This window comes from Paenibacillus sp. J31TS4 (assembly GCF_018403265.1).
Lineage (GTDB): Bacteria > Bacillota > Bacilli > Paenibacillales > NBRC-103111 > J31TS4.
This window is the reverse complement of the sequence record NZ_BOSI01000001.1, coordinates 594,715-608,108: the sequence shown is the minus strand read 5'-3', so window position 1 is coordinate 608,108 and position 13,394 is coordinate 594,715. Positions and strand designations below refer to the sequence as shown.

At 57.0% G+C, this 13,394-nt stretch carries 9 protein-coding genes; 5 read left to right on the top strand and 4 right to left on the bottom strand.

Translation table 11 applies throughout. From position 1 onward, the window contains the following. Nucleotides 1-75 precede the first annotated feature (75 nt). The 4 genes from KJS47_RS02665 to KJS47_RS02650 all read left to right on the top strand — a co-directional run bounded on the left by KJS47_RS02665 (nt 76) and on the right by KJS47_RS02650 (nt 3,679). Nucleotides 76-1,125 (top strand): SIS domain-containing protein, encoded by a 1,050-nt coding sequence (locus KJS47_RS02665; protein ID WP_213522539.1) that lies wholly within the window; start codon nt 76-78, stop codon nt 1,123-1,125. Between the two features lie 88 nt (nt 1,126-1,213). Beyond that, on the top strand, nt 1,214-2,026 hold the full coding sequence (locus tag KJS47_RS02660; protein WP_213522537.1) for a DeoR/GlpR family DNA-binding transcription regulator: 813 nt from the start codon (nt 1,214-1,216) through the stop codon (nt 2,024-2,026). After that, nucleotides 2,023-2,988: an ROK family protein gene (locus KJS47_RS02655; RefSeq protein ID WP_213522535.1), complete on the top strand. Its 966-nt coding sequence runs from the start codon at nt 2,023-2,025 to the stop codon at nt 2,986-2,988. Before KJS47_RS02660 ends, KJS47_RS02655 begins: the two co-directional genes overlap by 4 nt. Nucleotides 2,989-3,181: 193 nt before the next feature. Continuing rightward, the gene (locus KJS47_RS02650; protein WP_213525077.1) at nt 3,182-3,679 is read left to right on the top strand and encodes a hypothetical protein; all 498 of its coding nucleotides are present in this window, start codon (nt 3,182-3,184) and stop codon (nt 3,677-3,679) included. Between the two features lie 191 nt (nt 3,680-3,870). Here KJS47_RS02650 and KJS47_RS02645 read toward each other — a convergent pair whose 3' ends face one another. Continuing rightward, nucleotides 3,871-6,852, bottom strand: coding sequence for a fibronectin type III domain-containing protein (locus tag KJS47_RS02645; RefSeq protein WP_213522533.1), 2,982 nt, complete (start codon nt 6,850-6,852; stop codon nt 3,871-3,873). Nucleotides 6,853-7,074: 222 nt separating this feature from the next. Next, nucleotides 7,075-8,361, bottom strand: a complete 1,287-nt coding sequence (locus KJS47_RS02640) for an Nramp family divalent metal transporter (protein ID WP_213522531.1) — start codon at nt 8,359-8,361, stop codon at nt 7,075-7,077. Between the two features lie 1,047 nt (nt 8,362-9,408). Here KJS47_RS02640 and KJS47_RS02635 point away from each other — a divergent pair. Continuing rightward, nucleotides 9,409-10,782: a D-alanyl-D-alanine carboxypeptidase family protein gene (locus KJS47_RS02635; protein WP_249716060.1), complete on the top strand. Its 1,374-nt coding sequence runs from the start codon at nt 9,409-9,411 to the stop codon at nt 10,780-10,782. Nucleotides 10,783-10,940: 158 nt separating this feature from the next. Here the strand turns inward: KJS47_RS02635 and KJS47_RS02630 are convergent, their stop codons facing one another. Further along, entirely contained in the window at nt 10,941-11,963 is a 1,023-nt protein-coding gene (locus tag KJS47_RS02630; RefSeq protein ID WP_213522529.1) for a LacI family DNA-binding transcriptional regulator, read from the bottom strand. A gap of 74 nt (nt 11,964-12,037) precedes the next feature. Then, the gene (locus KJS47_RS02625) at nt 12,038-13,258 is read right to left on the bottom strand and encodes a GNAT family N-acetyltransferase (protein ID WP_213522527.1); all 1,221 of its coding nucleotides are present in this window, start codon (nt 13,256-13,258) and stop codon (nt 12,038-12,040) included. Nucleotides 13,259-13,394 lie beyond the last annotated feature (136 nt).

Genomic DNA, 13,394 nt, shown 5'->3' with positions numbered 1-13,394 from the left:
GACGTATAATGACAGTGTCGAATCATTCTTTTGATTTCGGCACTCATTTTTTTTATCGATAAGGAGCGATGGTCTATGGAATTCGGCAAGCTCACCTACCCGGAAATTTCGTCCCAGGCGGAAGCTTTACAAGCGGCGCTGGCCGGCGCAGAGCAAAGCAAGGACTGGATCGACCGTTATATCGGCAACTCCTCGTTCGATGAAGTCGTCTTCATCGGTTCGGGCTCTTCCTATTATCAAGCGCAAACGATGGCGTCCACGTACCGCAAATGGGTCGGACGGGACGCATCCGCCTGGCCGTCCTCGGAGATCTTCCTGTTCCGTGATCAAGCAGCGGCTGCCGGACGCAGCTATCTGCTCGTCGGCGTCTCGCGGTCGGGCGAATCGACCGAGGTGATTCTCGCGCTCGACTCGGTGAAGGAGCTGCCGAACTGGACGACCTGCGGCATTACATGCTATGCGGACAGCAAGATGGGACAGATGACTGACTGTCTCGTGTCGGAGCTCGGCAAGGAGAAGAGCACGGTCATGACCAAATCGTTCAGCAGCATGACCTATATGATGCAGGCGGCTATCGCTCTTGCCGCAGGCAAGCAGCAAGAACTGGAGGCGCTCCGTGAGGTGGCCCAGCTGGACGCCGAGGTAGTGAAGAATGCCGATTCGGCCGCGTCAAAGCTTGCACAAACGGCATTTAACAAATATATTTATTTGGGAATGGGTGCTTACTATGGGCTGGCCCAGGAAGCATGCCTCAAGATCAAGGAAATGTCTTATGTATGGACGGAAAGCTTCGGAACGCTCGAATTCCGCCACGGCCCGAAGTCGGTGGTCGACCCGGGTACGCTCGTTTGCGTGCTGGTATCGGAGCAGGCCCGCAGCTACGAGCTCAAGGTAGCTGAGGAGATGAAGGCGTACGGCGCGCATGTCGTGCTGATTACCGCCCGTCAAGGAGACGATACGGCGTTCGCAGACACTGTGTTCGAAATCGGAGGCGCCTCGCTGTCCGACGAAGCGAGAAGCGCGCTCTATCTGCCGTTCTTACAGTACCTCGGCTACTATACCGCGCTTGGACGCAACGTCGATCCCGACCATCCGCGCAACTTGACCCAGGTCGTCATCCTGTAGCCTAAGCGGAGCCTGCCGGGATTCCCCGGCGCTCGGACGGGCCGTCCGTCCCAGCCAGAACATACCGAAAGCGGAGAGTGCATAGATCATGACAGAGCCTAACCCGACAAAAGGAAAACAGCGCCGCGCCGGCATTCTGAACGTGCTCAAGCAGAACGGGCGGATCTCCGTGCAGGAGATCGTCGCCCGCTTCCAATGCTCGGAGGCGACCGCACGGCGCGATCTGGATCTGCTCGAGCAGACGGAGCCGATCGTCCGGACGATCGGCGGCGCCCTGTTCGACGGCTACAGCTCGGCGCGGGAAACCTCGTTCTCCGAGCGGAAGAACGTCTCCTGGATCGAGAAGGAAGCGATCGCCGCCAAAGCCGCCTCTCTCATTACGGAGGGCGACATCATCGGCCTGTCGGGCGGGACGACGACGTACCTGATCGCCAAGCAGCTGAAGGCGCGCCGCGGCATCACCGTCGTGACCAATGCGGTCAACATCGCGATGGAGCTGGCCGACAACGACGACATCCAGGTGCTGGTGACGGGCGGCATGATGCGCAACAAAAGCTTCGAGCTGTGCGGACCGCTGGCGGAACGGATGGTCGAGCATCTCAACATCGGCAAGATGTTCATCGGCATTGACGGCATTACGGCGAGTCTGGGGCTGTCCACGTTCTCCGAATCGGAAGCCCAGATCGCCAAGGTGCTGATCAAGCGGTCCGAGCATACCTACGCGGTTTTCGACCATTCCAAGCTAGGCAAAGGTTCCTTATTCTCCATAGCACCGCTGTCCTCCCTGCATGCCTGCATCACGGACGAACTGACGGACGACGCGATTCGTGAAGAATTGGACCGGCTGCATGTCCAGATTTACTTGACCCAATCCGAAGAAAAAGAGAGGGAACGTTCATGACGTATTTGGCAGGTGTCGATCTGGGAGGAACGAACATCGTATGCGGTCTGCTGGACGATCAATACCGGCTGCTGCGCACGCTCAAGAAGCCGACGGAGGCTGCCAAGGGAAGCGACCACGTGCTGGCTACGATAGCGGGCATGGTTCGCGAGCTGGAAGAACTCGAGGGACTGCCTAAGGGCGCCGTAAAGGCGGTAGGGGCGGGAATCCCCGGGCTGATCGACCCGATCAAGGGCGTATGTCAATTCGCAGGCAATTTGAACTGGCACCAACTGCCGGTCAGCGAGCAGCTGAGCGCCATGCTGGGGGTACCAGTATTCATCGACAATGATGTCCGGATGTATATCCTCGGCGAAGCTGCGAGGGGAGCCGGCCAAGACTATCCGGTCGTGTTCGGCCTGACGCTCGGCACGGGAGTCGCCGCCGCTCTAATCGAGAAAGGGCAATTGTATTACGGCGGCACGCATATGGCTGGGGAATTCGGCCATATCATCCTTGACGGCGAAACCGGCCAGTGCGGCTGCGGTATGACGGGATGCCTCGAGACGGTCGCATCGGCGACCGGCCTTGCCAAGGCGGCCCGGCGCAAGGCGGAGAGCGGCGAGCCGACGCTCCTTAGGGAGCTGACGGACGACCCGTCGCAGCTGACGGCGGCGCATCTGTCGCAAGCCTACGACCAAGGCGACGCGGCGGCCATCGCGATCATGCACCACGCCGGCAAGCAGCTGGGCAAAGCGTTGTCGTACGCGGTTACCCTGCTGAATCCGAATGTGATCGTGATCGGAGGGGGAGCAGCCAACGCCGGCGAGCGGCTGTTCGCTCCGATGCGCGAGGAGCTGCAGCGTCTCTTGCTGCCGATGTATTGGGACAACGTTACGATCAAAACCGCAGAGCTGCTGGACGACGCCGGTGTCATCGGCAGCGCCGTCAACGCCTCCCGCAGGGCTGGCCTGGACTCTTAAGCTTATCTTCTCCAACATACTTGAGAACGGATCCGGTTCGTTAGAACCGAGGTCCGTTCTTTTTTTGCTGCCTTTGACAAGCAGGCGCCGTGCAGGGCAAGGGAGCGGAAGGAGCCGAATAACGACCTATGCCTCTGCAGACACTAGAGGAAAAGGAAGGCGACCTCGTGGCGCCGGAAGGAGCAGGTGAAAGATGAACAAGCGATGGGCGGCGGCTGTGCTCGGACTCTATCTGCTGACGGGAGGCGGGGGCAGTGTACTGGCGGCAGAGCCGCTTCAGACGGTCCCGCAGACTATCCCGCAGACGGAAATTACCGAGCAGGAGGCTGAGACCGAAGCCTACCGCGCCGGAAGAGGGAGCTACCGGTCACCGGTCGGCGGATACCGAGGCGGGGGGACAAACCGCGTCACCGACGGAACCCCGGCCAATCGAACCGGCCGGACCGGGGATACGCGGACGTCGCCGGGGACGACCACCGGTGCCCCGGCTGGCGGCGTGCGGCCTGGACTGGGAGGTGGATTCTTCGGCGGCCTGTTCGCCGGCAGCCTGCTTGGCAGCCTTCTCCATCCGTTCGGCTACGGGTATGGAGCCGGCGGGCTCGGCGGTTCGCTGCTGGGCATCCTGCTCTGGGTGATCATCCTTTATGGCGCCTACCGGCTTCTCCGCGCCATGTTCCGGCGGAGCCGGTAATCGAAGCAGCTTGCGTACAGACGCTGTACCGACAGGAACGGGTACAGGCAAAAGGAAAGAAGCTCCCTATTCGGACAGCCGACTGGCTGACGACAAGGGAGCTTCTTTGCTATGCGCCGCGAGCTGCAGCGTGCCACTAGCTGAATCTTGCCACTACATGCATCAAGTTACTCCTGCTTCGTACCGCCGCCTTACTTCGCTTTGGTCATCGTGTGACGGTCGACCAGCTGGCCGTTGCGGTTCCACGCCTCGATCCGGATCCCGCTCTCGTCTACCTGTATGCCGGTATAGACTTGGATGTCCTCGCCATACAGGACATCAAGATACGGGTATTTGGTCTCCGGGTAGAATTTGGGCCCGGACGAGCCGCCGATCAAATAGAGCGTTCCGGACTCGCCACTCGTGACCGGCTTGCCGTCCTTCATCGGATACGTCCGTGCATATGCGTGATCGTGCCCGACCAGGACGAGATCGACGCCTAGCTCTTCGACGACCGGCGCGAACAGGGTGAGGGTGGAATCGGGACCCCTCATATTGTTGCTGAAATAGGGAGCCCGGTGAAAGAGAACAATCTTCCATTTCTCACCAGTCTTCGCCATGTCCTCCTTCAGCCATGCCGCCTGCTTCGCCATGCTGTCTGTGCCGGCTTCGGAATTCAGGACAGCGAAGTGGGCGTCCCCATAGTCAAAGGAATATACCCATTCCTTCTCGCCTTCGGGACCGTTCTCCGGGAACTGGAACAGCTGGCGGAAGACGTCCTCGCCGTCTCCATACACATCATGGTTGCCGAGCGTACCAACGATGGGCAGCTTGGAGCCGATGTTCTGCATGGAGGCCATATACTGCTCCCATTGTATCAGCTTGGCCCCATCCTCTACAAAATCGCCGGTATGCAGGAGGAAGCGAGCGTCGGGGAACCGTTCGAGTCCTTTGGAGACGACGTCCCGGTGAATGTCGAACCCTTCCTTCTTGTCGGATTGGGAATCGGAGACGAAGAGGAAGGAGAACGGCTGGGCTGTGTCCGCCTCCGTGCGGAACGTATGCTCCTTGCTCCAGGCCTCTCCACTCCCGTCGCCGACCCGGTAGACGTACTCGGTACCCGGCGCAAGACCGGTGAGCAGGGCGGTATGAATCTGCATGGCGCCTTCCGTATGGAGCATGGTGGAGCTGGCGCCCTTTACGGTCACGGCCGGTGCGGAGTTAAAGCCGGCAAACCCGTCTGCCTTGGCATACTGGACGACCGTATCCTTCACCTGCGGCATCGTCCGCCAGGTAATGCTCTGTGTCGTTTTGGGATTATCCGACCAGGTCAGCACAACCTGTTCCGGCGTGTGGCTTCCCTTGACGCTGACGATCTGGACGGGCATCGGCGCACTATATGCCGACTTGCTCTTCGCCTGGATCGTATAGCGGAGCGGCGCAAGGGTCAGCAAGCCGGAGCGGAGTTCGCCGTTTTTGTCGGTGTAGCCGAGCGTCCGCTGCCACGGCTTTAGCGTCAGCTGCCCGCTGGCGATCCAGCCTTTGACGCCCGTTCGCGTGTACACCTCGGTGAAGCCGTTGCTTTCGCGTGTGGCGAGGTAGACGCTTCCTGCCGCCGCTTCCTCCAGCACCTCGGAGGAGGCGTCTGCCGCTTTGCGGATCGGGGCTCCTCCATCCGATACGGTGGCACTGTGAGACACCTCGGGCGAAGCGAGCAGCGAGATCTCGGTGTCCTTGACCGGCTTGCCTTTGGCATCGGTGACCTTAAAGGTCGTCTCCGCCTCTTGGTAAACCCCGTCGATCGCCAGCGCCAGCTCATGCCCCAGCTCGATCCGTTGCGGAAGATGGAAGGCCGGCATTGAGGAGCCGTCTCTTGTCTGGAGCAGGCCGTCCACGAGCCGGATGTCCGTCGTGCCGGTTGCGCTGCTGTTCACCTCGAACGTGACGGTGGCCAGCTTGCCGTCCTTGGGCAGGGAGGCGGCCTTGGGCAGATCCTGGATGCCGAAGGTCAGACTGCCTGCGTTGTTGTCGGCCTGATTGGCGACGAGCTCCGCTTTGCCGAGACGCGCGTGCACCGCAGCCGCCTGGATGCCGTCGACTTTGGGCTCGGCATCGACGACCTTCAGCTTATTGGGATCGTACAGGAGCCGGAGCTGGGCACCCTGCAGCGCGGACGACTGGCTAACGCTAAGGTCGACCTGGAAGGTGCTGCCGGCATTAGCCTTGACAGCCCCGCCGATGACGAACCCCGGTTGTCCCTCGACGAAAAACGTCCAAGTCTTGTCGGCCGGATTGCCGAATTTGTCCTTGACCCGCAGTTGGACCTCGTGATAACCGCCGGCGAGCGGCTTGCCCGGTGTATACGTTACCGTTCCGCCATCGAGGGACGGAGTAACGAGCTCTCCGTCCAGCTTCATTCGGACGCTGGCCGGATCGATTCCCGAGCCGTTCTCGTCGTCCTTGACGGCGGCCCGGATCGGCGTCAGATATGCTTTTGTCGTCGAACCGTCTGCCGGGAAGACCCCGTCGATGGTCGGGTTGACGAGATCGTCGTCGGTCGGTCCATAGACGGCCCGGATATTGTCCACGTAGACGACGGCCTTGTTCTTCTTGCTGTCCTTGGGCTCCATCACCCGGACGGCAAGGTCCAGCTTCAGCGGAAGCGGCTTGCCCTTGGGCACGGCCGCCTCTATGTATTTCCACCCGGTCCAGTCGACGCCGGGGTCTTCGCTCGTGAAGTCGATCGGGAACGCCTTGTCCTCCCCGTCCTTCAGCTGGGCACGGATCCAGTGGTCGTCGTTCGCGCCGTAAAACCACATCCCGATCTTCTCCGGATAGCCGTCAATGACGATATCCTCGTCCGGCAGCGCGTAGGCGCCGGACGTACCCAGCTGGCCGGTGAAGTCGTATTCGAGCTTGAGCGACTTGCTGCCGAAGCGGACGATGTCCGGATCTGTCTCGGCCGAGATGCTGACACTGGTGTAGCGTGCGCCGTCCTTGGACCAGCCCTGAATGCCGTTCTCGAAATCGGCAAGAACGATAGGCGGCTTGGTCCCCATGGTTCCCGGAGAAGATGTCCCGCCTGCGCCGTCCTGCGCACTTGCGGAGGCGGACAGGCCGCCGGCCCCCACGAGAGACGCGGCCATCATGACGGACATGGCAAGAGATAGACTGCTGCGAAATGAGAAATTCACGAAATTCTTCACTCCTTTGCATCCTTGATGGTTGAAATTTTATTTCATGTAAACGCTTTTATCAAGCAAAAAATGTTTTATTATGGAAAGGTAGAACGAAAATCAACGCCGGACGGCTATGGCCATCCGGCGTTCGACTAGGAAGAGCGGAGGTATGAATTGGGGAAGAGGGGTGAATTCGGGAAGGGGAAGAGGGCCCTTCGCTGATTCTCCGCCAGTGGGTTACCGGAACAGGTCGACGATCAGAAACAGATTCAGCGAAATGACAAGCACCGCGATGATCCAACCGGCGGCATTCGTCAGCCCCCGGTTGGCGAGCCCGCCCATGATACGCTTGCTGCTGGTGAACAGCAGAAGCGGGACAAGGGCGAAGGCGATCCCGAACGAAAGCACGACCTGGCTCATGACGAGCGCCTTGGTGGCGTCCACCCCGGCCAGAATGATGACAAGCGGGGGGATCGTCGTGATTGCTCTTCTCACGTAGAGAGGGATTCTCTTCTGAATGAACCCCTGCATGACAACGTCTCCCGCCAGCGTACCGACCGAGGCGCTGGACAGCCCCGCGATGAGCAGGCCCAAGCCGAACGCAATCGCAAAGCCGCTGCCCGCCAGCTCGCCGAATTGGTGGTAGGCGATCTCAAGATCCTCGACGTCCAGTCCGTTGCTATGGAAGAGGGCGGCGGATGTGATGATCATGGCCAGGTTGACCGCTCCGGCTATAACCATTGCAATGACGATATCGATCAGCTCGAACCGGAAGATCCGTTTCTTTTCGGCGTCCGTTTTGCCGACGATCCGCCTTTGCGTGAGGGAGGAATGCAGGTAGATGGCATGCGGCATGACCGTCGCGCCAAGAATGCCGGCGGCGAGGAGCACGTTGTCCGTTCCCTGGAACTTGACCGTGACCATACCCGTTCCGACGGCGCTCCAATTCGGATCCGCCAGGAACACCTGGAAGGCGAACGCCAGCGCGACAATCATGATCATGGCCAAAATGCCCGCTTCCAGCCAGCGGTACCCGCGCCGCTGCAGCTCCAGAATGGCGAACGAGCCGGCGGCCGTAATGAGGGCGGCAGCGAGCATAGGCAAATCGAACAGTAAATATAGGCCGAGCGCGGCGCCTATGAACTCGGCCAAATCCGTCGCGATGATGACAAGCTCGCTTTGGATCCAGAGAAAGATCGACACGCCGCGAGGAAAGGTTTGCCGGGCGACTTCCGGCAGGTTGTGCCCTGTGGCGATGCCCAGCTTGGCGGATAAGGACTGGATGAGAACGGCCATCAAATTAGAAACGACAATGACCCAGAGCAGCAGATAGCCGTATTTGGAGCCGGCGGTTATATTTGTAGCGAAGTTGCCCGGGTCCAGATAGGCGACGGCCGCGATAAAGGCAGGTCCCAGAAAGGGGAGCAACGCGCGGATGCCTTTGGCCGAAGAAGAGGCAGGTTGTCCGGTCTCTTCGGGGATGGAGGCAGCTTCGCCGTTCTTGTGAGAGCGGAATCGGTTCATAGATGACAGGTCCCCTTATGGATTGAAAAATTTGCTTGACGCTCCGAGCCGCAGGCGGCTTTGAGGAGGGACATGCTCGTCCGATTGGTTTAGTAGTCTCGGTTTGCCTCTGGCTGTCAGGAAGGGCAAAGCGTCTTCCGGATGCACGTGAGCATACGGACATCTATTCCTACTATATCAACAGTTTCGGCATATACAAAACACTCTTATTCGTCTCTTCCAAATTGAGTAAATCGGCAGGCAAGCCATAAACCGAGAGGCTGTCTGAGCAGAGGGACTCGGGTTGGCCTTCGCACATGGGGATGCGGCTGCAAGGGGGAGAATGTCCGTTTCTGTTAAGGAACGACGAGATACTTTAATGTCCTTAACACGGAGTGCCGTAGCCCCCTTTGCTGCCATTTGGTATCATCTTCAATGGGAAGGTGCCTAGGCTTACGGTATGGGAATTGTTTCGTTGTGCTTAGATTTTTTGAAGATTTAAAAATTCTGAAACTGCTGAAGTGACGAATGAAAAATTGTAAAAACACGACTCCATCAAGCATTCAGCAAACTTTGAATTAAAATGAACAATGAATTATTTGGAGGAGGTAATAAATTAGCGAACAGTTGAAACAATTGAAAAGAAAACATAAAATAGACCAATGATGAATTGGATTTCGAGGTGAAGAATGCCCTCTATTAAAAAAACAAAACAATGATTTCATGGCTGAAATGTAAGAACCGAGGAAAAGAAAACTGACCTCAGGGTTGTAGCGCGTTTTCCAAGTACAGAAATAAGGAAAGCTATTTCATTTTTTAAAAATTGAAAAAGAAAAACCCCTACTCTCGAGAGGCCACTTAAAAACTTCTTTAAGCTTTTTCTAAGATGCAAAAAAGATCGTTTTAAGCCTGTGAGTGGCTTTAAACGGTCTTTTCATTGTCTCTGTAACTTCATAATCGATGCCTCACCGAAAATGCGTGTCTTTTTTAGTCACCTCGCTCCCGAGAGGGGCGATACCCCATTACACAACTATATACTAGCAAGTGTGATTAGGAGGAGAGATTGTTTTGAAAAAAACCAAAGATTTGGCCAATCCTTTTAAGTGCAAAAGACCCCAACGTAGGAATCATGCATTAAGTTTAATGATTTTGCTTTGCTTTTTTGCTGTTTCCGCTTCTACCTTTGCTGAAATTACCATTCTTGCAGCACCATTAAAAGAAAATATTGCAACAAAGACATCTGAAGAAAATAAAATACCATCTATCGGTTCACTCAATCTTAAACTCAAATCAGCCGTACTTGTAGTACCATTAACAGGTCAAGTCTTGTTGTCAATAGATGCAGATAAAGCTTATGCTCCTGCTAGTATGACTAAAATGATGACTGGATACATTATCGAGGATAAAGTCAAAAAGGGAGAAATATCATGGAACAATATTGTAACAGTCAAAGAAAATGCTTCTAAGACCATTGGTACACGTGTTTTCCTTACTAAAGGGGAAACGCATACTGTAAGAGAACTATATATTGCCATGGTCGTACATTCCGCCAATGACGCTGCCGTCGCTCTTGCGGAATACGTGTCTGACTCTGAGCAAAACTTCGTTAAACTAATGAACCAGGAAGCCAAACGTATGGGAATGACAAATACTTACTTTATAAATGCAACTGGACTCGACCGCGCGGATATGCCGATAACATTTCGTCCAGAGGAAAAAAGGGAGAACATGATGTCCGCAATGGACATTGCAACATTGGTTAAATATATGATACAGGATCACCCGGGTTTCTTGGAGGTTTCTACTATCCAATCCTATCAGTTCCGTGCGTCTGACAGAGAACCTCTAATAAACTCGAATTGGATGCTGGAATCAAACAAAAACAATCCAAGATTTAAGCAATACGCTTATGAGGGGCTTGATGGAATGAAGACGGGATTTACTGACAGAGCTGGGTATTGCTTTGCAAGTACTGCAGAACGTGAAGGAATGCGTTTGATCAGTGTCGTAATGGGAACAGAATCGATGGACAAACGATTCACGGAGACGAAAAAAGTGTTGGATTATGGATTCAATCACTTTGAAGTAATGCAATTTGTAGCTGGTAGTAGTACAGCAAAAGGAGTGGAAAGAGCCGCTGTCAAAAAGGGTAAAAATACAGAGGTTCCTGTGGTGGCTGAACGAGACGTCTATTTTATTGTTCCAAAAGGAACCGATGCTTCTCAGCTTTCATTTAAGACCAAATCCGCAGTAGAAGCACTCACGGCTCCTTTTCAAGCAGGAACAAAGACGGGTACAATTACTTATACTTACCAAATGGAGGGGATGGATAACGTCCAAGAGAGAACTGTTAACTTGGTTACAGCGGAAAAGATGGAAAAGGCAGGATGGTTCCGTCTGATATTACGTTCTTTAAAGGAAGTAATTATTAGTGTTTTTTGAGTTTGGACAAATAATTAGAATTGCCGTTTGCACGACTGACAGCAAGAGAGTGTGTGACCCATCGATATTCGAACGCCTTGCTAAACTGGATACATAGAAGCACCAACCACCGGATTAAAGAAATCTCGCTCGCAACGACCTGAGCAGGAATGCGTCTGTCAGCCGGACAAGGAGCTCAGGCGTACGACAAGCTCGCTCGGAATAATGACGTCCCGCGGTTCCGACACGTTCAGCTCGTCCTTGAGGAGCTTCATCAGCAGAGAGGCGGCCTCCATTCCGAGCGCGATCTTGTCTTGGCGGACCGTGGTCAGAGGAGGGGAAAAATAGGCAGCGGCCTGAATGTCGTCATAGCCGACGACGCTGACGTCCTCCGGCACTCTCCGGCCGGCTTGGGTCAATGCCTCGATCGCGCCGAACGCCATCCAGTCGTTCGCCGCAAAAACGCTGTCGAAGGAAGCACGATCACGAAGGTGGCGCTTCATCGCCTCGTAGGCGTCCTGCTGCCGCGCGTGACCGGCGAGCTGCAGGCAGGGGTCCGGCTCGAGCCCCGCTTCGTCAAGCGCCTGCCGGAATCCGGCGAAGCGTTCGGATTCGTGGTACGTATCCGGAATGCCGCTGATATAAACCGGGCGGATCCGGCCCTGGCCAAGCAAGTGCTTCGTCGCCTCATAGGCCCCCTGCCGGTAATTGGACGTCACGCACTGGAGAGCGAGGCTCTCGCTGACCCGCTTGCCGACGAGCACGAAGGGGAGGCCGAGGCTGCGGTAATAACGCAGATACTCATCGCGGATTTGCTCGCCCATCACGATCAGCCCGTCGATTTTTCGTTTGTCGCCGATTCGTTTCCAGTAGGCGCTGTCGGTCTCGCTGCAGTCGGAAAAAAGGAGCAGGTCGCTGGAATGTATCGTCAGCGCGCGCTGAACACCCTGCAGCACCTCCGCGAATAAGTGGTGCGTCAGGAAATGCGGATCCCAGCCGAATACGGCGACGCCGACCGTCCCGGTTCTGCCGCCGGCAAGGCTCCTGGCCTGGGCGTTCGGAAGATAGCCGGTCTCTTCAATGACGGCCTTGACTCGGGCTCTCACCTCCGGTTTGACGCCGGGCTGCTCGTTCACGACCCGCGACACGGTCCCGCGGGAGACGCCTGCCAGCTGGGCGATCGTTTCTAATGTATGTCCCATCGGGAAGCACTCCTTTTCTGGTTATAATGCCATGGAGGCGGACACCTGCAGGCGGGCAGCCCGTCAGCCGATGATCAAAACTTGTCAAATGGAGAATAGACGAACGGCTGCTCCGGGAACAGGGCAGCCAAGAGACGTCGGACCGTCGATTCCTCGCAGCCGCCCATCCGAAACTCTCCCTCCATCTGCATCTCCGGCCGGTAACCCTGCAGCAGCATGGCCACCAGCTCGGCCTGTCCCAAGTTGACGGAACAAGCATCCGCACCCGGCGGGTTATCCGAGAGGTAGAGGCGGCATTTCCGATAGCTGAGGCCGAGTGCTTGTCCGTCGCATCGGATGGTGAGATCGAAGCTGGGAACGGAATGCCCCTCTAGCCGCTTCTCCAGGAGGGGCTGGAGCTTGCGGCCAATCGACGGGAGGGAGATGAGCTTCCACATGGCGTAGCGGAATTCCTCTTCCTGCGCGCCCCATTCGCGCAAGTAGGGCAGCAGGACATGGTCGCCGGGCAGCTTGGCTTCGATGAGCCGGACGGCCGGCAGCTGACCGGCCAGGTGGTACAGCACCGGCAGAGCGGCGCCCGCTTCGCCCGGGAGATAGCACAGCTCGGCGAGCTGGGAGATTCCATTCCTCTCCTTGTCCAGCCGCCCGTAAGCGATCATCCGGCCGCTCCGGAATGCGGCGGACCAGGCGCCGCCCTGGGAGGCCTGCCAATGAAGCATATCTCTCCAGTAGGCCGGCGGACGGATCCGGGTCAGCGTCCGCTCCCGGTTAAACGCGTCATAGACGGCGCCGAGCTCGGGAAGATGGTCCTCGGGCCGGATCGCCTGCACCGTGCAGTCTTCCGGCGCGGGAGCGTCAACCGGCAGGCGTTGGACGTCCAGCTTCCATTTGGGCTCCGGCACGATGGTCCAGCCGGCTTTTTCGTAGAACGGGTGGATGACGGCGAACAGCACCGACAGATCGTAGCCGGAGCGTTCCATCCAGCGGGTGAGGGCTTCCAGAATCCGGGAGCTCAGTCCGCGCCCCCGGTAGGCCTCCAGCGTGCCTACGCTGCCGATCCCGCCGGCGAGCAGCTCTGCGCTACCGACGCGGAACGGGTAAGGGAAGAGCTGGACAGTGGAGGCGATTACGCCGTCCACGACGGCCACCCAAGTCGTCTCCATGCTGTAGGCGGTGTCGTGGTCCAGCCGGGATTGAAAATATGCCTGTCCGACCGGGAAGCAGCCGTCCAGCAGCCGATAAACCTCGAGCAGCTCTTCGCGGCTGTGGATCGACCGAATTTGTATGGACTCCATTGTTTGTCACATCCATTAAGTAGGAATTTGGTAAGGAAGAGCGGAGAGGCGGCGAATCGCCATTGACATTCCGTCCCAGCCGCATAATAATCATAGTGTACCATTTTGGGAGCGCTCCCACAATTAAGCGCGGTAC